This window comes from Priestia sp. FSL H7-0729 (assembly GCF_038005685.1).
GTDB lineage: Bacteria > Bacillota > Bacilli > Paenibacillales > Paenibacillaceae > Paenibacillus.
Genome location: NZ_JBBOTQ010000011.1, coordinates 1 through 21,018, shown reverse-complemented (window position 1 = coordinate 21,018; position 21,018 = coordinate 1). Strand labels below are relative to the sequence as shown.

Annotated in this window: 23 protein-coding genes and 1 other annotated feature; all 23 genes read left to right on the top strand. The window is 46.6% G+C overall.

Annotated features, from left to right (window positions below; all coding sequences use genetic code 11):
• Nucleotides 1-86: 86 nt before the first annotated feature.
• The 23 genes from MHH93_RS21380 (at nt 87) to MHH93_RS21270 (ending at nt 20,556) form a co-directional block, all read left to right on the top strand.
• On the top strand, nt 87-329 hold the full coding sequence (locus MHH93_RS21380) for a DUF4321 domain-containing protein (RefSeq protein WP_105410708.1): 243 nt from the start codon (nt 87-89) through the stop codon (nt 327-329).
• 94 nt (nt 330-423) lie between these two features.
• Nucleotides 424-1,035 carry a Maf family protein gene (locus MHH93_RS21375; RefSeq protein ID WP_500055663.1) on the top strand — a complete coding sequence of 204 codons (612 nt, stop codon included), beginning with the start codon at nt 424-426 and terminating at the stop codon, nt 1,033-1,035.
• A gap of 37 nt (nt 1,036-1,072) precedes the next feature.
• Complete coding sequence (radC, locus tag MHH93_RS21370) at nt 1,073-1,762, top strand: RadC family protein (RefSeq protein WP_442033309.1); 690 nt, start codon at nt 1,073-1,075, stop codon at nt 1,760-1,762.
• Nucleotides 1,763-1,946: 184 nt separating this feature from the next.
• Nucleotides 1,947-2,981: a rod shape-determining protein gene (locus tag MHH93_RS21365; protein ID WP_500055662.1), complete on the top strand. Its 1,035-nt coding sequence runs from the start codon at nt 1,947-1,949 to the stop codon at nt 2,979-2,981.
• Nucleotides 2,982-3,166: 185 nt separating this feature from the next.
• On the top strand, nt 3,167-4,039 hold the full coding sequence (gene mreC / locus MHH93_RS21360; RefSeq protein WP_500055661.1) for a rod shape-determining protein MreC: 873 nt from the start codon (nt 3,167-3,169) through the stop codon (nt 4,037-4,039).
• Nucleotides 4,039-4,572, top strand: a complete 534-nt coding sequence (mreD, locus tag MHH93_RS21355) for a rod shape-determining protein MreD (protein WP_036605906.1) — start codon at nt 4,039-4,041, stop codon at nt 4,570-4,572. Before mreC ends, mreD begins: the two co-directional genes overlap by 1 nt.
• 75 nt (nt 4,573-4,647) lie before the next feature.
• The gene (gene minC, locus MHH93_RS21350) at nt 4,648-5,310 is read left to right on the top strand and encodes a septum site-determining protein MinC (RefSeq protein WP_017692615.1); all 663 of its coding nucleotides are present in this window, start codon (nt 4,648-4,650) and stop codon (nt 5,308-5,310) included.
• Nucleotides 5,311-5,313: 3 nt separating this feature from the next.
• Nucleotides 5,314-6,108 carry a septum site-determining protein MinD gene (minD, locus tag MHH93_RS21345; protein ID WP_024633965.1) on the top strand — a complete coding sequence of 265 codons (795 nt, stop codon included), beginning with the start codon at nt 5,314-5,316 and terminating at the stop codon, nt 6,106-6,108.
• 148 nt (nt 6,109-6,256) lie between these two features.
• Nucleotides 6,257-7,105, top strand: a complete 849-nt coding sequence (locus MHH93_RS21340; RefSeq protein WP_500055660.1) for a peptidoglycan DD-metalloendopeptidase family protein — start codon at nt 6,257-6,259, stop codon at nt 7,103-7,105.
• Nucleotides 7,098-7,958, top strand: coding sequence for a site-2 protease family protein (locus MHH93_RS21335; RefSeq protein WP_500055659.1), 861 nt, complete (start codon nt 7,098-7,100; stop codon nt 7,956-7,958). The genes MHH93_RS21340 and MHH93_RS21335 overlap by 8 nt, the downstream gene beginning before the upstream one ends.
• Before the next feature lie 106 nt (nt 7,959-8,064).
• Nucleotides 8,065-9,315 (top strand): Rne/Rng family ribonuclease, encoded by a 1,251-nt coding sequence (locus MHH93_RS21330; protein WP_500055658.1) that lies wholly within the window; start codon nt 8,065-8,067, stop codon nt 9,313-9,315.
• Nucleotides 9,316-9,371: 56 nt separating this feature from the next.
• Nucleotides 9,372-9,456: a sequence feature (ribosomal protein L21 leader region), on the top strand.
• Nucleotides 9,457-9,470: 14 nt separating this feature from the next.
• Entirely contained in the window at nt 9,471-9,782 is a 312-nt protein-coding gene (gene rplU / locus MHH93_RS21325; protein ID WP_342570894.1) for a 50S ribosomal protein L21, read from the top strand.
• A gap of 14 nt (nt 9,783-9,796) precedes the next feature.
• Nucleotides 9,797-10,126 (top strand): ribosomal-processing cysteine protease Prp, encoded by a 330-nt coding sequence (locus MHH93_RS21320; RefSeq protein WP_342570893.1) that lies wholly within the window; start codon nt 9,797-9,799, stop codon nt 10,124-10,126.
• A 23-nt stretch (nt 10,127-10,149) separates the two neighbouring features.
• Entirely contained in the window at nt 10,150-10,461 is a 312-nt protein-coding gene (gene rpmA, locus MHH93_RS21315; protein WP_017692622.1) for a 50S ribosomal protein L27, read from the top strand.
• Nucleotides 10,462-10,551: 90 nt separating this feature from the next.
• The gene (locus tag MHH93_RS21310; protein WP_500055657.1) at nt 10,552-11,349 is read left to right on the top strand and encodes a Spo0B domain-containing protein; all 798 of its coding nucleotides are present in this window, start codon (nt 10,552-10,554) and stop codon (nt 11,347-11,349) included.
• Nucleotides 11,350-11,366: 17 nt separating this feature from the next.
• The gene (gene obgE, locus MHH93_RS21305) at nt 11,367-12,677 is read left to right on the top strand and encodes a GTPase ObgE (protein WP_500055656.1); all 1,311 of its coding nucleotides are present in this window, start codon (nt 11,367-11,369) and stop codon (nt 12,675-12,677) included.
• A gap of 225 nt (nt 12,678-12,902) precedes the next feature.
• Nucleotides 12,903-13,340: an ACT domain-containing protein gene (locus tag MHH93_RS21300; protein WP_500055655.1), complete on the top strand. Its 438-nt coding sequence runs from the start codon at nt 12,903-12,905 to the stop codon at nt 13,338-13,340.
• A 58-nt stretch (nt 13,341-13,398) separates the two neighbouring features.
• A complete protein-coding gene (locus tag MHH93_RS21295) occupies nt 13,399-14,685 on the top strand; it encodes a homoserine dehydrogenase (RefSeq protein ID WP_500055654.1) in 1,287 nt (428 codons plus the stop codon).
• A gap of 115 nt (nt 14,686-14,800) precedes the next feature.
• Nucleotides 14,801-15,871 (top strand): threonine synthase, encoded by a 1,071-nt coding sequence (gene thrC, locus MHH93_RS21290; protein WP_440391641.1) that lies wholly within the window; start codon nt 14,801-14,803, stop codon nt 15,869-15,871.
• Nucleotides 15,868-16,836 (top strand): homoserine kinase, encoded by a 969-nt coding sequence (gene thrB / locus MHH93_RS21285; protein WP_500055653.1) that lies wholly within the window; start codon nt 15,868-15,870, stop codon nt 16,834-16,836. Before thrC ends, thrB begins: the two co-directional genes overlap by 4 nt.
• Nucleotides 16,833-17,705 carry a prephenate dehydratase gene (pheA, locus tag MHH93_RS21280; RefSeq protein ID WP_500055652.1) on the top strand — a complete coding sequence of 291 codons (873 nt, stop codon included), beginning with the start codon at nt 16,833-16,835 and terminating at the stop codon, nt 17,703-17,705. Before thrB ends, pheA begins: the two co-directional genes overlap by 4 nt.
• Nucleotides 17,706-17,853: 148 nt before the next feature.
• Nucleotides 17,854-18,738 (top strand): branched-chain-amino-acid transaminase, encoded by an 885-nt coding sequence (gene ilvE, locus MHH93_RS21275; protein ID WP_500055651.1) that lies wholly within the window; start codon nt 17,854-17,856, stop codon nt 18,736-18,738.
• Nucleotides 18,739-18,933: 195 nt separating this feature from the next.
• The gene (locus MHH93_RS21270) at nt 18,934-20,556 is read left to right on the top strand and encodes a LysM peptidoglycan-binding domain-containing protein (RefSeq protein WP_500055650.1); all 1,623 of its coding nucleotides are present in this window, start codon (nt 18,934-18,936) and stop codon (nt 20,554-20,556) included.
• Nucleotides 20,557-21,018: the final 462 nt, after the last annotated feature.

Sequence of the window (21,018 nt, the reverse complement as noted above, 5' to 3'; positions counted from 1 at the left end):
TCCCCTTGCCGGATTTGTGTTTGTATTGACGTACAAAACCCCGTATAATAATGTGGGTGTCAAAAAATGGCGAGGGAAGATTACCGATGAAAAAAAACTTCGGCATGTTATTGCTGTTTCTGCTGCTCGGCTGGATGGCCGGAGCGTGGATCGCCAAGGCACTGCAGCCTGTTAAGGCAGTAGCCTTTCTTACGAAAGCCACGACCATACGTTGGTCGCCGCAGGCTGATCTTGATATTATCAGTTATGATATTTCACTTCAATTTCAAATGAGCCTTCTGAGTCTGATCGGTATAATTGCCGCTGTGTGGCTGTATCGCAGACTGTAGGAGAATGACGAGTTATGACGAAAAAAATTAAACCAGTGACATCTATTATCGTGATCCGGACAGGATGTTGCCGTGGCATAAGGAGCCGTTCATTTTGGATAACGCAGAGCAACGCCCTATTATTCTGGCCTCTACATCGCCTCGGCGCAAAGAACTGATCGCATCACTCCACCTAGCGTTTGATGTAATACCAAGTCATGCCAATGAAGATACACCACCAGAGTGGACACCTGAACAGACGGTACAGGAGCTTGCTTTGCGCAAGGCGCTTGCCGTGTATCGCGGGCTTGAAGGCCGCGAGCAGGAAGCCATTATTGTTGGTAGTGACACCGTTGTTGTTCTGGATGGTGAGATTCTAGGCAAACCCGTAGACGAAGCGGATGCTGAACGTATGTTATCCCGGCTACAGGGTCGTGTACATCGGGTGTTTACCGGAGTCGCTTGTATTGATGCGGGAAATGGACAGTCGTTAGTTCATTACCGACAGACCGATGTAACAATGAAAGAACTGTCGGATGCGACCATCCGTGCTTATGTGAAGACAGGTGAGCCTTCGGATAAGGCGGGATCTTATGCCATTCAGGGCATTGGCGCTTCACTGATCGACCGTATTGAAGGATGTTATTTTAATGTGGTTGGACTGCCGCTATCCTTGCTAAGTGACATGTTGGACGGGTTCGGCGTACATGTGTTGCCACGAGCATGAAAGAAGCCAGATGTTGTGAGATGAAAAGAGGGAACATATGGAGTCGCCTCAATACATGATGCGCGACATCCCCCAGGAAGAACGCCCGAGAGAACGCATGATGGAATACGGGGCGGGCGCCTTAAGCCATGCTGAATTGCTGGCAATTTTACTTCGAACAGGCACTAGACAGGAATCCGCGGTGCATATGGCACAGCGGATTCTGACCGAAACGGGTGGCATTCGTTCGTTAATGGATCTGAGTCTGGAAGAATTGACTGCGATGAAAGGGATCGGCAATGCCAAGGCTGTACAATTGAAAGCTGGCATTGAGCTGGGGCATCGAATTGCCAAGAGTAGACTCACACAGTCGACTTCAATTCGTACACCGCGTGATGCAGCTGACATCCTGATCGAACAATTACGTTATTTGCAAAAAGAACATTTTGTGTGTCTCTTTCTGAATAGCAAAAATCATATTATTGCCCAGGAAACACTCTCCATGGGCAGCCTTAATGCTTCGATTGTACATCCGCGTGAAGTGTTCCGGGCTGCCATCAAATGCAGTAGCGCATCGATTGTGTGCGCACACAACCATCCGAGCGGTGATCCTACGCCCAGTCCGGAGGATATCCAAATAACCAAGAGACTGATTGAAGCAGGTGCTATTGTTGGTATTGACGTGCTCGATCATATTATTATCGGAGATGGAACGTACGTAAGTTTGAAGGAGAAGGGCTTAGTATAATATAATGGTTGGCGTTGATGTTTTCCTATGAATGTTAACGGCGTTGTCCGTAAAAGATAGGTTCACTTTACAAATGCAAAAAAACAAATGCGAATATTAGCTCCACGTGTTACGTGGGAATGAAATGATCACGCTCTGGATCAGAATAGAGCAGCTATATGAGGCAGAAAAGGAGATTATTGTTATGTTTGGTGGTTTTACGAAAGATTTGGGTATTGACTTGGGGACAGCAAATACGTTGGTTTATGTACGAGGAAAAGGAATTGTGGTGCGCGAACCTTCGGTTGTCGCAATACGGACAGATACAAATAGTATCGAAGCAGTAGGTGAATCCGCCAAAAAAATGATTGGACGTACACCAGGTAACATTCGTGCCATTCGTCCAATGAAAGATGGCGTTATTGCCGATTTTGATACAACGGCAACAATGATTAAATATTTTATCCGTGAGGCGCAGAAACAACGCTCCATGTTCCAACGTCATCCAAACGTGATGGTATGTGTACCATCCGGGATCACGGCAGTAGAACAACGTGCGGTTGAAGATGCAACCAAACAGGCTGGAGCACGTGAAGCCTACACAATTGAAGAGCCTTTTGCGGCTGCAATTGGTGCAGATCTGCCTGTATGGGAACCAACGGGTAGTATGGTTGTCGATATTGGTGGCGGTACAACAGAAGTGGCTGTTATCTCTCTTGGTGGTATTGTAACGAGCCGTTCGGTTCGTGTAGCAGGTGACGAGATGGATGAATCCGTTATCCAGTACATCAAGCGCCAATACAATCTGATGATCGGTGAGCGTACATCGGAGCAATTAAAGATGGACATCGGATCAGCAATGCCATTGGAGCAAGTAGAAACGATGGAAATTCGTGGACGTGACCTCGTTACAGGTCTACCGAAGACCATTACGATTACATCGGACGAGATCAGCGAAGCGTTGGCTGATACAGTGAATGCGATTGTTGAAGCGGTAAAAGTAACACTCGAGAAATGCCCGCCTGAACTTGCAGCAGATATCATGGATCGTGGAATCGTTCTTACAGGTGGTGGGGCATTACTTCGCAACTTGGACAAGCTTCTGGCTGGTGAGACAGGAATGCCTGTCATCGTGGCTGAGAACCCGCTGGATTGTGTAGCGATCGGAACAGGTAAAGCGCTAGAGAATATTCATTTGTTCAAAAGCAGAAGCAGTTCGGCAGTTCGTTCCAAACGTTAATGGGTATTTGCCTAACTTGGCATAGCGACTAAGTGGCAAGATATCTTTATAGAGGACCCGGTTAACCCCGGGGATGAGCTATTACCCGCTTAACAGGGGAGGATCGGCTGATATTCTCGCAGGGACTACAGGTCTGACAGTCTCCCCGCCGGGCATGGCTCGGAAGAGAATATGGATGTTAGAGGGTGTTAGAACTGTTTAAACTGCTAGGCAACAAAAGACTTTTTGTTTTGCTGGTGGGCCTTGTTACATTTATCGCGTTAATGGGCTTTACGCTCAGTCCGCGAACCACTCTATCCTGGCCGGAGAAATTCCTGAAGGATTCAGTTGGATTTGTACAATACGTATTTTACAAGCCCGCTTCCTATGTAGCGGGCTTTTTCAAAGATGTAGCGAACATGCGTACGGTATATGAGGAGAATGAAGAGCTTCGCATCGCGATGGGGCACTATACCCGGGACCGGCTGAAGTACAATGATATGGAGCAAGTGAATGAGCAGCTGCAGAAAGCGCTCAATTTCACCGAAGAACAGAAAAATCGGTATAATTACGGTTCACGAATTGCTCAGGTTATCAGTGCCAATTCAGATCCAAACAGCAGAACGATTAATATTGATATCGGTGAAAATGCGGGGATTAAGCCGGGGATGGCTGTTACCTCGCAGGAAGGGCTGGTCGGCGTGATTAGTCATGTCAGCTCATATACGTCAACCGTTAATCTTTTAACGTCCATGGATGCCAACGATCCGACATCCAATGCCATTGCAGCAACGGCTGTAGGTAAAGAAAAAGTATTTGGCATGATTGAGAGTTATGATCCGAAGACGGGCATGCTCAAGATGACCAAAATCTCGGAAGATTCTAATATCCAAAAGGGTGATGAGATCATCTCCTCCGGAATCATCAATAACTTTCCGAAGTACATGCGGATTGGTGAAGTGAAGAGTGTCGAGAAAAGTGAGTATGGTTTAACCAAAACAGCTACGATTGAGCCATATGCGAGCTTCCTAGATTGGAAAGAGCTGATTGTCATTATCCCGCCTGAGGTAAAAGAATAATGGTGACACGCAAGCAAGTCTTGTTCCTGTTGTTATTCGTTTTGTTCATTGCGGAAGGCACGATTTTGCCGCTGCTCATTCCTTCTGGCTGGCAGATGCGTATTTCTGCCAATCTGGTCTATATCGTCATTTTGTTTATCGCTGTATATCATCATCGGCACACGGCACTAGTGCTTGGTATATTTTTTGGACTATTGCATGACGTTGTATTCTACGGCGAGATGATTGGACCTTATGGATTCTCGATGGGATTATCGGCTTACATGATGGGACTCATTTTTCAAGCACCGCGTGCACCACTGCCGGTTATGGTATCGGTTGTCATTTTGGGAAGTCTGCTGAATGACACCATGCTATTCTTCCTGTACAAGCTCTTCCAACTTAACCACGTGACCTTTGACTGGGCATTGATTGAATACATGATTCCTAATTTGTTCATTCATTTTGTGTTTGCCTTGATCATATATGTCCCGCTTCGGAAACAACTGGAGCGGATCGGCAAGAGACGGAGCAAGACAGAAGAAGCTTCCTAAAATACATTTATGGAGCGCAAAGCAGGAACTTGGGGCCCCGGGCACGAAATGTAATGAGATGGGAGGGACAGGCTTATGACGGTAAAATCGAATCACGTAACGATTAAAGGCATCCGAGACGGCCTGGTTTTCCTGTTGGACGATCAATGTGAATTCGAGGAATTGCTCTATGAGCTCCGCTATAAGCTGGAACACAGCCATCAAAATATTTTGACCGGACCGATTGTTCATGTGGATATCAAGTTGGGTGCCCGCGAAGTGACAGAGGACCAGAAAGAAGCAATCCTCGATATATTAAAGCAAAAAGGGAATCTGCTTATTCGATCCATCGACTCACCTGCACTCCAACCGGAGGTTAAAGGACCGCCGCCGATTGTAACCATGTGTGGCATGGTGCGTTCAGGTCAGGTGCTTCATCATGAAGGAAATCTCCTGTTTCTTGGGGATATCAATCCGGGGGGCACAGTGACGTGTACCGGAGATATATATGTGTTGGGTTCACTCAGAGGCATGGCTCATGCCGGAATTGGAGGGGACGAAGAAGCAATCATTGCGGCTTCGGTATTTGCACCGACGCAGCTGCGTATTGCCGATATCATCAGTCGTCCTCCCGATGAATGGGAGAGCCGAGAGACCGGAATGGAATTTGCTTACTTACAGGACAATCAGATGCAGATAGACAAAATGAGCAATATCGTTCGGTTACGCCGAGATTTTAATGTGTTTAAAGGAGTGTAGCTCATGGGAGAGGCGATCGTGATCACTTCGGGTAAAGGCGGCGTGGGTAAAACAACCACCTCGGCAAACATCGGGACAGCGCTGGCGCTGCTCGGCAAAAAGGTTTGTCTGGTAGATACCGATATCGGCCTTCGTAATTTGGATGTCGTGATGGGACTCGAAAACCGTATTATTTACGATCTGTGCGACGTTGCGGACGGCCGCTGCCGTCTGAATCAGGCTTTGGTCAAAGACAAGCGTTTCGAAGAATTATATATGTTGCCTGCGGCGCAGACGAGAGACAAAAACTCGGTGTCGCCAGAACAGGTGAAGGATATTATCCTTGAACTAAAAAAAGATTTTGAATACGTCATTATTGATTGCCCAGCCGGTATAGAGCAGGGTTTCAAAAATGCGGTAGCAGGAGCAGATCAAGCCATCGTGGTCACTACACCGGAAAATGCTGCAGTACGTGATGCGGATCGCGTCATTGGGTTACTGGAGAGTTCGCACATTCAATCACCAAAGCTGGTAGTGAATCGAATTCGCAATAATATGGTTAAATCGGGTGACATGTTAGATATCGATGGTATTTTACAAGTACTTAATATTGACCTGATTGGCATCGTGCCTGATGATGAACTGGTCATCAAAGCTGCCAATTCAGGCGAACCTACGGTCATGAATCCGGATTCACTTGCAGCGATTGCATATCGGAATATCGCACGCCGCATTCTGGGAGATACGGTTCCTTTGATGCAGCTGGAGCAGAAAAAGGGTGCTTTTTCTCGTTTCAAAAAGTTCTTCGGAATGGGTTAACTCGTTAAACGAAATTATTCATAACCTGAATACATGACAGCCGTGGCTCATAGCCCGGCTTTTTTTGTTACCTGCCCGCAGGCTTGTTCATATTATCATCTACCTCTTCATAGGATGTAGTAAACAAGCCTCGGCGGGAGGATATTCCATGAATACGAAACTCAGAATCAAGCAGAGACGAGAAGAACGCATTCGGCGGCTGATGGACGGTGCGACTGTGGAGGTCTTACAGGAGCAAAAGGTAGGTTCATTGTTGGACAAGAATGAGATCTTGCACCGGAAACCGTTTACGTCTAGTGAAGAGATACAAGAACGAGATCCGGAATGGTTGTGGAAAAAAGAGAACGGTCATTTCGCTCCAGGAGGGCATTCGAGATTCAACCTGTTCAAGTCGCTTCTAAAACGAACGGTCATTAGCGCTTTCATATTTGGCGGCGTATGGGGGCTGTTTCAATTAGATACATCGTGGACAACATCCCCCAAAACAGTCATTGCCGATGCACTCCATCGAGATATGGATTTTGCCTCTGCAGCTGCTTGGTATGAGCGGTATTTTGGAGGAACGCCTTCGTTTCTGCCTGTACTTGGACATACGACGGATGTTGTCAATGGTTCAGGCATTCGGCAGTTACTGGGGAAACCCATCTCAGGAACAGTGGTTCAGCCGTTCGCGCTGAGTATGAAGGGAATTGAGATCGTTCCGGATGCCGCAGGTGCAGAACTTATACAAGTTGCAAGTTCGGATGCCGGGCGTGTCATGGAGGTTATCGGGGATGCAGCAAGTGGATTCACGGTTGTCATCCAGCATACCGGTAATGTCACGGCGATCTACGGTCGGCTGAACGAAAGCGAAGTGAGTGTGAATGATTGGGTGGAAGCGGGAAATCCGGTGGGAAGTCTCAAGGCTACTGGTGGTCAACAACCGGCCACGCTCTATTTTGCAGTCAAAGAGGGTGAGGAGTACGTAGATCCAACGGAAGTTGTTGCCCTTGATTAGGGTGTGGGGAGTCCGAATATCGTTCCATCCGTTTTTTGTAATTATCATGATGGCCTCCCTTTTGACTGGACATTTTATTGAACTTATTACGTTGTTTGCCATCGTATTCATCCATGAATGTGGACATGCTGCTGCGGCGGCGCTTCTGGGCTATCGTGTTTTGTCGATCCAGATGCTTCCTTTTGGAGGCGTAGCGGTTATCGAAGATGGGGGTACGATCACGGCTTACCGGGAGATCGTGATTGCTTTGGCAGGTCCATTACAGAACATGCTGATGGTTGGTGTGGTTTTGCTGCTACAGTATGGCCATCTGGGCGATCCGGTTTTTCTCAATTATATCATTCAGGGGAACCTGCTCATCGCGCTCTTTAACCTGCTGCCAGTACTTCCTCTGGACGGAGGGAAAATTGTTCAGGCACTTGTCAGTCTGTGGGCACCCTACTATACAACATTAATGTGGACTTACAGAATTAGCATTCTATGTAGTGTAGGGGTTATTTTATACGCGATAAGCCAATGGTTTACTGGAGACTACGGCCTACCGCTCAACATTCTGTTAATTGGCCTTTTTTTGTTCTATTCCAACTTGACGGATTACCGAAATGTGCCCTATCGCTTTATCCGTTTTCTTATGAATCGAGAGGGTTTGTTTGCTCGTCACGCGGCTACTGGCAGTTTGGCGCAGCCCATAATCTCATTTCCGGCGAAACCTTTGGACACTATTTTGCGTCTATTAAAGAGAGAAAGATACCATATGGTATACGTGATGAACAGACAGGGTCGAATTATGGCCGTCTTGCCTGAGCAACGGATTATCGGTTCCTATTTTCAACAAAATGGTGATAAATTATAGTGTTCTGGTGGACCTGTTCTGAAATGGGTTAATACATGTACAATGAGGATTGTAAAGATACTGAAATGGATGTGGATGAATTGAAATGTCTTCTAGAGGTGAAGCCATGAAACAAATGATTGTACATAATGAACATAACCTCATGCAAATGGCGCTTCTGGAAGAAGGCAAAGCTGTGGAATTTACGGCAGAACGTACACGCGATCGTGGACTGCTTGGTTCCTTTTTCAAGGGACGGGTCGTGAATGTGTTACCAGGTATGCAGGCTGCTTTTGTGGATATAGGTCAGAAAAAGAATGCGTTTCTGTATGTGGATGATGTGTTACATCCCCATCTGGAGAAGCAGCCTAAGGTGAAGCCTTCCATCTCGGAGTTGCTTCGTCCAGGTCAGGAAGTCATTGTTCAGGTTCTGAAAGAACCGGTAGGAGGCAAGGGAGCCCGGGTGACGACTCATTATTCACTCCCGGGCCGCTGGCTTGTCTACATGCCAATTGCCGACTATGTAGCGGTATCCAAGAAAATTGCCCGTGAGGGGGATCGTTCCCGTCTTAAGGCACTTGGGGAGCAGCTGAGGCGGGATGAGGAAGGACTTATTATTCGAACCGTATCTGGAGAAGAGCAGCATGAAGCCATTAAGTCGGACTTGGAAACATTACGCGCGCAGTGGTATCTGATTCGTGAAAAAGCAGGCAGTTTGCCTTCGCCAAGTCTCTTGCATCGGGATCACAGCATGGTACAGCGAATCATCAGAGATGTCTATACGCCAGGAAGTGACGAGGTCATCACGGATAGTGAAGGACAAGCCCGTGAGGTAAAGGCATTACTGGAAGAGATTAGCCCCGGTCATCAACCCAAAGTACAGGTGTATCGGGGAACAGAATCCATCTTTGTTGCCTATGGTGTGCAGGAACAGTTGAACAAGGACTTTGCCCGTAAAGTGTGGCTACCGGGTGGCGGATATATTGTCATTGATCATACCGAAGCTCTAACTGTAGTAGATGTGAATACAGGCAAATATACGGGAGCCGGCGGTGACAGTCTGGAAGAGACCGTGACAGAGACCAACATGCAGGCGGCAGTAGAGATTGCCCGTCTGATGCGCCTCCGGGATATCGGCGGCATGATTATTGTCGACTTCATTGATATGGAGGAAGCCTCGAATCGGCATGAAGTCGCGGCAACCTTGGAGAACGAGCTCAAGAAGGACCGGACCAAAGCGTTTGTAATCGGCTGGACCAAGCTGGGTTTGCTCGAACTTACACGTAAGAAAGTGCGGGAAGAGAGTACGTTGCCCTATGAGGAGCCGTGTTCTTCCTGTCATGGAACGGGGAAAAGATATATTTCACCTTTGCATTGATTTTTGATATATTGCGTGATATAATCTTCAAGTATGTGTTTAGCCTATTGGTCTTGCACATGCTGTAACCGCACTGGCCAGGTATAAGAACAGTTCCGCAAGGAGGCTGTCACCTGAGAACGGGCGAGTCTGAGACATGAGGAGGTGCAAGGCAAATGTACGCAATTATTGAAACAGGCGGTAAACAGTACAAAGTCCAAGAGGGCGATGTTCTGTTCATCGAGAAATTGACTGCGAACGATGGCGAAAGCGTAACGTTCGACCGTGTCCTGGCTGTATCTAACGATCAAGGTTTGACAGCAGGTACACCGTTGGTTTCAGGAGCTACTGTAACGGCTAAAGTGGAGAAACATGGCAAAGGACAAAAGGTTATCGTATACAAATACAAACCTAAAAAGAACTACCATGTGAAGCAAGGTCACCGTCAACCGTACACTAAAGTAACTATCGAAACAATCAAAGCGTAAAGAAGGTGCGATAAGTGATTATCGTTCAAATCTTTCGTGATGAGGACGGGAGCATCGAACGCTTTTCCATCGAAGGGCATGCTAATTTTGCCAAGCGGGGAGAAGACATCGTATGTGCCGGGGTATCCGCTGTTACAGTGGGTACGGTGAACTCAATTGAAACATTGACCGGTGTCGAAATGGATGCCAAGATGAAGAATGGCTTTTTAAGTGGTTCTTTACCTTTGTTAGAGAGAGGGGAAACCTGGTCCCAGGTACAATTGTTACTCGAATCCATGGTGGTTATGCTCTCTAATATTGCAGAGTCATACGGGAAGTATATTAAAATACAGCAATTCAAATAAGCAAAGAAGGAGGACAACCAATCATGTTGAAATTAAATCTTCAGTTATTCGCATCGAAAAAAGGTGTAGGTTCCACGAAGAACGGACGTGACAGTAATGCTCAACGTCTGGGTGTTAAACGTGCTGATGGTCAAACTGTAACTGGTGGTAGCATTCTTGTTCGCCAACGCGGAACGAAAATTCACCCAGGAACTAACGTTGGCATCGGTAAAGATGACACTTTGTTCGCGAAAATCGACGGCGTTGTAAAATTCGAACGTTGGGGACGCGATCGCAAAAAAGTAAGCATCTATCCTGTTAATGTTGCTCCTGTAGCAGCAGCAGTAGAAGCGTAATATCGGCATTCCGCCTAAGGAGCCTTCGGCATTTTTGCCGAAGGTTTTTTGTATTCAACGGTTATTCGATAATGAACTGGCAGAAAAGACATGTTATACTTGGTTACGGTGGGTGTAGACCAACCGAGTTTTGTAGAACGGGGAGAAGCCATGAAATCTTGGAAAAGAGTGCCGTGGATTGCGGCATGTTCACTTCTGATTCCTTTGGTTTTCGTTATGTTGTATCCGGCGATGATCTCAAGCGTCGTATGCGCATTGTGGTCCGTCGCAGTATTGCTCATTTCTGTGAATGCGATGAAGAAACAGGCGGAGGCGGAACGCAGAACCATCATACAATCCATGGAAAAGACAGCAATTGCTTCATTAAACCATCATCGACACGACTGGATGAACGACCTTCAGGTGTTATATGGATATCTTCGGCTGGGCAAACTTGATAAATCTCTGCAATGTGTGGAAAGAATAAAAGAGCGGGTTACGGAAGAGAGCCGAATCTCCAGGTTGGGCATTCCCTCCCTCGTATTTTATCTTCAATCTTTTCGGGCCAGTGGAATGGCGCTGGAATTGCATGTGGAAATAGAAGATGAGTTGCAGCTTAGTGCTCTGGTCTCTCCCGAGGATGGCGAGTCACTTACCGGGGCGATTGCGGATGCAATCAGGGCCTATCAATACGGCGGCGGCCGGTCTTCTTGGGGAGAGGTTCGCAAACTGACCTTGAACTTCGGACAGGATCATGGAGATGTGGTTGTCCGACTGGATGGGGATCAAACACCCGATCCGGAAACACTGCGGCAGCTCACTGCCGTACTCAAAGGAAAAAAAGTCAGAACGGAGCAGTTTCCGTCTGAGGATACGTTTATACAATTCAGAATGCCGTGTGGAATATAGGAAGAAGGGGTTAACCAATGTTTGTAGATAAAGCGAAGATTTATGTAAAAGCCGGAGACGGAGGGGACGGAATTATTTCGTTCCGTCGTGAGAAGTACGTACCAAACGGCGGACCAGCTGGAGGCGATGGAGGCAGAGGCGCTGACATCATTTTCCGTGTGGATGAAGGTCTGCGGACGTTGATGGATTTCCGTTACCAGCGTCACTTCAAAGCTCCGCGTGGTGAGAAGGGACGTAATAAAAGTCAGCATGGTGCAAACGCTGAGAACATGATTGTGCGCATTCCACCAGGAACTGTCATTTTGGATGAAGACAGTGGAGAAGTACTGGCGGATATGACACGCCACGGTCAACAGGTTGTTATTGCTCGTGGTGGTCGGGGCGGACGGGGTAACATCCGGTTTGCCACCCCGAACAACCCTGCGCCTGAACTTGCTGAGAACGGTGAAGAAGGACAAGAGCGTTACATCGTGCTTGAATTGAAAGTTATGGCCGATGTGGGTCTGGTTGGTTTCCCGAGTGTCGGGAAATCCACATTGCTTTCTGTCGTTTCGTCAGCGAAGCCAAAGATTGGTGCATACCATTTCACAACCATAACACCGAACCTGGGTGTAGTCGGTGTAGGTGAAGGTCGCAGCTTCGTTATGGCCGATTTGCCTGGTCTGATTGAAGGGGCACATGAAGGAATCGGACTGGGACATGAGTTTTTACGTCATGTCGAGCGTACTCGTATTATAATTCATGTGGTGGACATGTCGGGTTCAGAAGGACGCGATCCATTTGAAGACTGGCAGAAAATTAATGATGAACTGAAACTGTACAATCCGCTTCTTGCTGAGAGACCGCAGGTTGTAGCAGCCAATAAAATGGATATGCCGGACTCCGAAGCAAACTTAGAGCAATTCTTACAGCAAGTTCGTGAGGTGCAACCGGATATTGAAGTAATGCCTATTTCATCTCTGACTCGTAAAGGGATTCAAGAGCTCTTGTATCGTGCCGCTGATCTGTTGGATCAGATTGCTGACGAGCCAGTAGTTGAAGAGGTAGCAGATGTATCTGAACGAAAAGTATACAGTCTGGACAAAAAAGAAGACGATGGTTTCAAAATTGTGCGTGAGAATGAAATGTTCGTTGTCGAAAGCGCCAAGATTGACCGCATGATGAAACGGATGCAATTGAACTCGCATGAGGCTATACTGAAACTCGCACGTACACTGCGTTATATGGGTGTGGATGCTGAGTTGCGTAAGCGCGGAGCTGTAGAAGGCACCATCGTGCGCATCGGAGACTTTGAATTCGAATTCGTGGAAGGCAGCAGTTACTACTAAGTAGCCGTCTTCCATGGAGAGACAGATATACGAACGCAGAGAAGTGGGAAGTTGACCTACTCCTCTGCGTTTTTTTTTGTTTTTCCTGACATGGGAGAGGCATAAACTTGTATACTGTGAGGAACGTATTTCAAAAAATAGGCGTGTCATGTATTGCCCTTTTGCCACAGATCCTATATAATGTCCACTATATGAATACATGAGTCTTTGAGGAGAGGACGTTCCGTGAACGAACGCTATTACTTAGTACGGGAAGATATTTTGCCAGAGGCTGTGGTGAAGACCATGCAGGTAAAAGAATTACTGGCTTCTGGTGATGTTAAAACAGTGCATGAGGCGGTTGAACAGGTCGGATTAAGTCGGAGTGCCTTTTACAAGTACAAGGATGGAATTCATCTAATCAACCAGCTTGAACGCGAGAGAATTGTAACGATCTCCATTGATCTGGAGCATCAGTCAGGGATCTTGTCTCGTGTGCTTGGACATGTAGCTGGTTATGGAGCCAATGTTCTCACGATTAATCAGAGTATCCCGCTTCAGGGGAGAGCCAATGTTGTCATTTCAGTCGAAACGACACATCTTCATAGTGAAATTGGTGAAATGCTGGAACGAATGCAAGATATGCCTGGTGTAAGACGCACGCGTATTGTAGGCCAAGGTTAATTAGGCTTTAACATACAGGACTGACAGACAAGAATAGACATTAGGGGGTAGATCGTTAGTGAAACCAGTAAAAGTCGGATTGTTGGGTCTGGGAACTGTCGGAACGGGAGTCGTTCGTATTGTGGAAGGGAATCAGGAAGATCTAAGCAGTCAGGTTGGGTCGCCGATTGTCATCGAGAAGATCGCAGTGAAAAATACAGAGAAAGAACGTGTTATTGCTGTAGACCGTGCCAAGCTCACTGAAGATCCTTGGGAAGTCATTCGTCATCCGGATATTGATGTCATCGTTGAAGTCATGGGCGGCATTGATCAGACGAAGGAGTATATCCTTGAAGCGTTGGAACGTGGGAAACATATCGTAACAGCGAACAAAGATCTCATGGCACTGCATGGTACAGAGATTTTGGCGAAGGCGCAGGAAAAGCAATGTGATGTGTTCTATGAGGCGAGTGTTGCGGGAGGGATTCCAATCATTCGTACGTTAATTGAAGGTTTCTCTTCAGACCGGATTACTCGCATTATGGGGATAGTGAATGGAACAACGAACTTTATTCTGACCAAAATGAGTCAGGAAGGTGCATCCTATGAAGAAGTGCTGGCTGAGGCACAGGCGCTGGGATACGCGGAATCAGATCCAACCTCCGATGTGGAAGGACTTGACGCAGCTCGCAAAATGGCGATCTTGAGCACGCTGGGTTTCCGCACCAATGTGGAGTTGAAGGATGTAACTGTTAAAGGGATATCCGCCGTTACCCGTGAAGACATAACGTATGCCAAAAGACTGGGCTATGAGATGAAGTTACTGGGTATCGCGGACCGGATTGACGATGAGATCACGATTAGCGTACAGCCGACTATGGTTAGACAGAATCACCCGATTGCTTCAGTCAACGGTGTGTTTAACGCTGTGTATGTGCACGGTGAAGCTGTAGGGGAGACGATGTTCTACGGTGCGGGTGCGGGAGAACTGCCAACGGCAACTTCGGTTGTAGCTGACATTGTGGCGGTTACCAAAAACCTCAAACTTGGTGTGAATGGTCTCAAAGCAATTGTGCCTTATAAGACGAAGCGGCTGCAAAGCGACGAGCAGATCGTGTCGAAAAATTTTATTTTACTACACGTAGACGACAAAGCCGGTGTATTGGCACAAATCACACAAATTTTCGCAGAATATGATGTCAGTCTGGCGTCGGTTGTTCAACAGCCGAATGAGCACAACCCGGATGCCGAGATCATTATCGTTACACATAATGCAAGTAAGGCAAGCATGGATAAGGTGTTAAAACATTTTGAATCACTCAGCGTCATTCGCCGCATTAAGAGTGTCTACCGGGTCGAAGGATAATTGTCCGTATTCCATACGGCATTTCAATTATTTCAGTTATAACGTACAAGTTAATCATATCTGGTTCAACAGGTCATCATTTCAGATTATTAAAACATAAAGGAGTTTACCCACAATGAGATATCAAGGACTTTTGCAAACGTACAGAGAGCACCTTCCAGTTAATGAAAATACACCCCTGCTTACGCTTCAGGAAGGAAATACACCGTTGATTCATGCAGAGAATCTGTCTGAGGAACTTGGCTTGAATGTTTACTTCAAATACGAAGGTTTGAATCCTACGGGATCCTTCAAAGACCGCGGTATGGTTATGGCAGTTGCCAAAGCTATGGAAGAGGGCAGCCGTACGATCATGTGTGCATCCACAGGTAATACATCAGCAGCTGCAGCGGCCTATGCCGCACGTGGTGGCCTCAATTGTATCGTACTGATCCCGAATAACAACATTGCACTGGGTAAACTGGCCCAAGCCATGATCTATGGAGCTAAGGTGATCGCGATTAATGGTAACTTTGACCGTGCACTGGAGATTGTGCGTGAGATCACAGCCAAACATCCGATCACGCTTGTAAACTCTGTGAATCCGTTCCGGATTGAGGGACAGAAGACAGCAGCGTTTGAAGTCATTGAACAACTTGGCGAAGCGCCTGACGTTCTGGCTATTCCAGTTGGTAATGCCGGTAATATCTCGGCTTATTGGAAAGGTTTCAAAGAATATAAAGAGGCAGGTAAATCCAGCACGCTTCCACGTATGGTTGGTTTCGAAGCTGAAGGTGCGATGGCCATTGTCAAAGGAGAGCCGATCCTTGAACCTGAAACAGTAGCAACAGCAATTCGAATCGGTAATCCGGCGAGCTGGAAAACGGCAGTAGCTGCAGCTGAGGAATCTGGCGGACAGATCAACTATGTAACGGATGAACAAATCCTGGCAGCGTATCGTACACTTGCTTCTCGGGAAGGAATTTTTGCTGAACCTGCTTCTGCGGCTTCCCTTGCCGGTGTATACAAACTGAAGAGTGAAGGGTACTTTAAAGGCGGAGAGACTGTCGTTTGTGTACTGACAGGTAATGGCTTGAAAGATCCTAATATTGCGATCAAAACAGTAGCGACTGAGCCACTTGTTGTTGAAGATACGGAAGAAGCGGTAATGGCGGCCATTGCACAACTGGAGCAGCAATCTGTATGAGTTTGCGTGAAAAGGTAACTGTAAAAATACCTGCAAGCACAGCTAATCTCGGCCCGGGGTTTGATACCCTGGGCATGGCATTGTCTCTATACGCCTGGTTGGAAATGAAACCTGCCGAGCAGACGACATTTCATCTTCACGGCGATCATCTGACAGGCCTGCCTACGGATAAATCGAATCTGATCTATGAGGTCGCACAGATGGTATTCGATGAAGCTGGTGTATCTGTACCTGAATTGGAGATATCCATGTATTCCGATATTCCGCTTACGCGGGGACTCGGGAGCAGTGCATCCGCCATCGTTGGTGCGCTGGCGGCAGCAAATGCATTAATTGGTGCCCCTTTATCCGATGCGAAACTTCTGGATATGGCCACATCCCTTGAGAAACATCCTGATAATGTGGGAGCATCGTTATTTGGGGGTATTATTACAGCTGCTTGGAATGGTCAGAAGGTTGATCATATTCGCATTGAACCACACCAGGATTTGCAGGCTTTGGTTATTGTACCTGAGTTCCAGCTGTCTACTTCAAAAGCAAGGAATGTGATTCCGGAGCAATTTGGCATGTCTGATGTAGTGCATAACATTAGCAGATCCTCACTGCTCGTTGCCGCTTTGGCGAGTGGACGACTGGATATGATTCAGAAGGCGATGTCAGATCGAATTCACCAACCATATCGGGCATCATTGGTGCCAGGCATGGCTGAGATATTGGAACATGCTGTCGATCATGGAGCGTTGGGAGCTGCCCTGAGCGGAGCTGGACCGACCGTATTGACTTTGGTAGATCGTCATGACACCCGCAAAGCGGAATTAGAACAATATTTGCTTAATACCATGGAGCGGGAGGGCATATCTGCTTCTGCGCTGTGGCTCGATCCGGATTTGGACGGTGTAACCGTGCTGCCTGATCAAGACGAACGTCCTTTTGTGGACAGAATCAAAGGGGAAGTTAATGCATGAAACGAATTGCAGTATTACCTGAAGGCTCAGTTTCCCATGAGGCGATTGATTTCCTTTTTAACAGTGAACCGTTAGATTTGCAACACTCCAAGCTGATTTCGGATGTTTTTCGAGCAACAGATAGTGGGAAAACACAATACAGTGTCATTCCGATTGAAAATACAATTGAAGGTTCCGTTAGTCTTCATATGGACTGGCTTGTGAATGAAGTCGATATTCCAATGCAAGCGGAGTGGGTATACCCATCCATCCAAAATGTTATTGGACATGGCTCGGAATTTAGGACGGCGAGCGGCGAATATGATTTCGGTAAAATTACCAAGATCATGTCTCATCCTGTGGCTATTCCGCAGTGTCAGAATTTTATTCGGCTGCATTCGCCTGGGGCGGACCTTGAAGGTGTGAACAGTACAGCCGAAGCTGTAGAAATTGTGAAAAAAAATCCAGGTAAGGGCTGGGTGGCGATCGGTACAAAGCTTGCTGCTCAGAAGCATGGCTTGGACATTATGGCTGAACGGGTTACAGATCATGACAACAACTACACCCGTTTTGTGCTCATTGGCCATGAACCTGTGAACATTCCACGTGAACCGGATCATGTAAAAACCAGCTTGCTGGTGACATTGCCAGAAGATGCACCGGGTGCGCTGCATCAGGTATTGTCAGCTTTTGCATGGCGGAAGCTGAACTTGACCCGTCTCGAATCTCGTCCAACGAAGAAACGACTGGGCAGTTACTATTTCTACATTGATGTTGTGGAAACGGTCGATTCGGTATTGCTTACCGCAGCCATGGCAGAGATTGAAGCATTGAATTGTCAGGTGCGCGTTCTGGGTAGCTATCCTTGTTATACATATCCTTCGAGATAATTGACCTGATGGTGTTTGGGAATGTTAGAAGGTTGTCATAAGTCGGGGTAGAATGAGCGAGTAATGGCTTGTCATTTGGTGTACAATGGACGGGTTAATAACGTTTCGGAGTACAGGGAATGGAACTTTTATGGAGGTGCAGTCATCAGTGGCAGAACAATGGATCTATTTGGATGGTCAGTATGTGACCAAGGAGAACGCAACCGTTTCGGTATATGATCATGGATTTTTGTATGGAGACGGGATTTTCGAAGGTATTCGGATCTATAACGGAAATATTTTCAGATGTAAGGCCCACTTGGATCGTTTGTATGATTCGGCAAAATCCATCAGTTTGAACATTCCGCTGTCCATGGATGAGATGCTGGAAGTGATGGCTGAAACGGTGCGCCGCAATGATATGCGTAATGGTTATATTCGTCTTATTGTATCGCGTGGCCCTGGTAATCTGGGGTTGGACCCGTTACGTTGCCCTAAGGCATCTGTAATCATCATCGTGGAGCAATTGGCGATCTATCCAGAGGAAGCATATCTTACTGGGTTGAAAGCCGTGTCCGTATCCCAACGCCGGAACATCCCGGACGCCTTGAATCCGAAAATTAAATCTTTGAACTATCTGAATAACATCCTGGTTAAAATCCAGTCTAACTATTCAGGTGCTGGAGAAGCAATTATGTTGAATTCCCAAGGTTACGTTACTGAGGGTTCAAGTGATAACATCTTCATCATCAAAAATGGTGTAGTGTACACGCCGCCTTGTTATCTCGGTGCACTTGAGGGGATTACACGTCAAGCCATTATCGATCTATGTGGAGAACTGGAGCTTGAATTAAAAGAAATACCATTCACCCTGCATGATGTGTATATCGCAGACGAAGTCTTTTTCACCGGGACAGCTGCAGAAGTTATCGCTGCATATGAAGTGGATGGAAGAACAATTGGTACGGGTGTAGCAGGTCCGGTAACGCTGAGACTGCTGGAAGCATTCCGTCAGATTGTTGACAAAGATGGCTATAAAGTGTGGGAAGCTTAAGTTAGAATTGTATAGCAAAGGGAACAGAAATCCTCCTTGTCCGATAAAATTCAGCATACCTGGTGTATGGGAATTTTAGAGACAGGAGGATTTTTTTTGTTTAGTTGATGTCATTAGCCCGGTTTCTGCATAGGATGTAGTAACGGTATGGGCGAATGTACTGCCCAAGTATGACGTCTAGGAGGTTAGTTCCCTGTGAAAATACACATGGTGAAAAAAGGCGACACATTATATCTGCTGTCCCAAAAATACAATGTAGCGCTGGACAAATTGATCGCGGCTAATCCGCAAATCACAAATCCCGACAAGCTGGATATTGGCATGAAGGTCAAAATTCCTGCAGAGCCAGTAACACCGAAGCCAGAAGGTGTGCTGCACAGTCACAAGGTTCAGCAAGGAGATTCATTATGGAAGTTGGCACAAGCCTGGGGAGTTCCTTTGAAAGATATGATCAATGCCAATCCACAGTTGAAGAATCCGAACGCTCTGCTGGTGGGGGAGACAGTTTATATTCCATCAATGCACGCACAAGGAAACAGCACATCTAATTCGGGTGCCAGCAATATTGCTGCTCATGAAAAGTTGTCACCTGAAGGTAAGGAATACACGGGAGTCAAAGAACCGGAACCACCGGCGCCAGTTATGCCAACTCCTCCTGCTCCAGTAGCAGAGGTTCCTGTTCCAGTACCTGCGCCACCACCAGCCAATACGGAGAAGCCGAATGTGAAGCCTGAACTGGAGGTACTGCCGCAATTGCCAGAGCTTCCTGAAGTGAAACCTGAAAAGGAAACGCATAAAAAAGAAGAGGTTAAACCCGAAGTTCATGTAAAACCGGTAGCGGAATCCAAGAAATACACAATGCCTAATCTTTCGCCTGAAATTATGCCTCTGCCTGTAATGCCTAATACAAAGTCTCCAACTGAGGTTGCACAAGCAACGAAAAAGCCTTGTGGTTGTGGTAACAAGCTGCATCATGCGCCAGCGGAACATCCTTACGTTCAAATCCCGGTTCCTGTACAAGAGGTATATGGTGTTCAGCAAGACATGTACACGGCAGGAATGAGCAACAATGCGCCGTTCCCAGGGCTTACGGAAGTTAGTCCTTACAGTGGCAGTGATCTGCCTAACAGTCCGTGGACTGGTGCGGAGCAGAGCTATAACCACAATAACGTTATGCCAAATCTGTCCCCAGAAATGCAAAACAACTCATTTCCAATTGCGCCAGCTGGCGAAGTGAATAGTCCATTTCCAACGTATGCAGCACCTAGTCATATGAATCACCAGCCGTCTTTTATATCGCCATACTCGATGCTCCCGTATCCTCCATGCGGATGTGGCTCACATACACATGTTCCTCAGTATACTTATCCTTCTCATGGTTATCAGGATCCAGCTTGGAATATGTATGGTCCTTCTTACGGTATGCCGCCTGAAATGTCGACATCTACGATGCCAAACCAACCTATTGAGTATGCTTATCAGAATCCATACCCTACTCAGAACATGGTTCCACCATCCCCGCTTGGAGCGTTTGGTGAGATGTATCCTCCTCAAGGGCAAGGTACGGGTGGTAAAAAAGGGGGGCGTGAAGACGCTAATTTAAGTCAAGTAGCCATTGAAGAGGTTGGATCAGATTCAGAGGCAAAGTCCAAGCAAGGCGGGAATAAGTCAGCATCTGCAAAACGCAGAACAAGCAAGGCTCCTCTGAAGAATAAATCCAAGGTATCCGTGTCCGGGAAAACATCCAGAGAGAGTGTAGCTACTTCCAACCAACGGAAATCTAATAAAAAGCGTCGCAATCCATGGATACAAAACTAATCAGAGATTTGCGAATGATGAATAAGTAATAAAGTGCTTGTTATCAGCGGGAAGCTTACTCTGTAATAGAGAGCTGGCTTCCCGTTAACCTGAGTAAACAATGTGTTTCGCATAAGGGAGATATAATTGTTCATGAATAATGGAATATATTTTATTAAGATTTTATTGTAAACCCTTTCATGAATATGTTAAAATATTTGTACCCTATGAGAGTTCATACCATTATGATAGGACAAGATAGGGAACCGTTATGATAGCTCTAGCTAATGCAAAACGACTAAAGAAAAGAATTGAAAAAAAACTATTGCATTAGATTCAGCCGTATGATATATTATTTAAGTCGCCGCTGAAACACACGGTGGACATGAGAAACACAAGCAATGATGAAACAAGTTTGATCTTTGAAAACTGAACAACGAGTGAGTGAACATTCTGCTTGCAGAATGAACGCGAAAGTTTGAG

Excerpts from the sequence above, each read along its gene's own strand:
- MHH93_RS21310 (WP_500055657.1), top strand. The coding sequence starts at position 10,552 with ATGTTATACTTGGTTACGGTGGGTGTAGACCAACCGAGTTTTGTAGAA.
- MHH93_RS21365 (WP_500055662.1), top strand. The coding sequence starts at position 1,947 with ATGTTTGGTGGTTTTACGAAAGATTTGGGTATTGACTTGGGGACAGCA.
- radC (WP_442033309.1), top strand. The coding sequence starts at position 1,073 with ATGGAGTCGCCTCAATACATGATGCGCGACATCCCCCAGGAAGAACGC.
- mreD (WP_036605906.1), top strand. The coding sequence starts at position 4,039 with ATGGTGACACGCAAGCAAGTCTTGTTCCTGTTGTTATTCGTTTTGTTC.
- MHH93_RS21340 (WP_500055660.1), top strand. The coding sequence starts at position 6,257 with ATGAATACGAAACTCAGAATCAAGCAGAGACGAGAAGAACGCATTCGG.
- minC (WP_017692615.1), top strand. The coding sequence starts at position 4,648 with ATGACGGTAAAATCGAATCACGTAACGATTAAAGGCATCCGAGACGGC.
- rplU (WP_342570894.1), top strand. The coding sequence starts at position 9,471 with ATGTACGCAATTATTGAAACAGGCGGTAAACAGTACAAAGTCCAAGAG.
- rpmA (WP_017692622.1), top strand. The coding sequence starts at position 10,150 with ATGTTGAAATTAAATCTTCAGTTATTCGCATCGAAAAAAGGTGTAGGT.
- minD (WP_024633965.1), top strand. The coding sequence starts at position 5,314 with ATGGGAGAGGCGATCGTGATCACTTCGGGTAAAGGCGGCGTGGGTAAA.
- MHH93_RS21330 (WP_500055658.1), top strand. The coding sequence starts at position 8,065 with ATGAAACAAATGATTGTACATAATGAACATAACCTCATGCAAATGGCG.
- pheA (WP_500055652.1), top strand. The coding sequence starts at position 16,833 with ATGAAACGAATTGCAGTATTACCTGAAGGCTCAGTTTCCCATGAGGCG.
- thrB (WP_500055653.1), top strand. The coding sequence starts at position 15,868 with ATGAGTTTGCGTGAAAAGGTAACTGTAAAAATACCTGCAAGCACAGCT.
- thrC (WP_440391641.1), top strand. The coding sequence starts at position 14,801 with ATGAGATATCAAGGACTTTTGCAAACGTACAGAGAGCACCTTCCAGTT.
- obgE (WP_500055656.1), top strand. The coding sequence starts at position 11,367 with ATGTTTGTAGATAAAGCGAAGATTTATGTAAAAGCCGGAGACGGAGGG.
- MHH93_RS21380 (WP_105410708.1), top strand. The coding sequence starts at position 87 with ATGAAAAAAAACTTCGGCATGTTATTGCTGTTTCTGCTGCTCGGCTGG.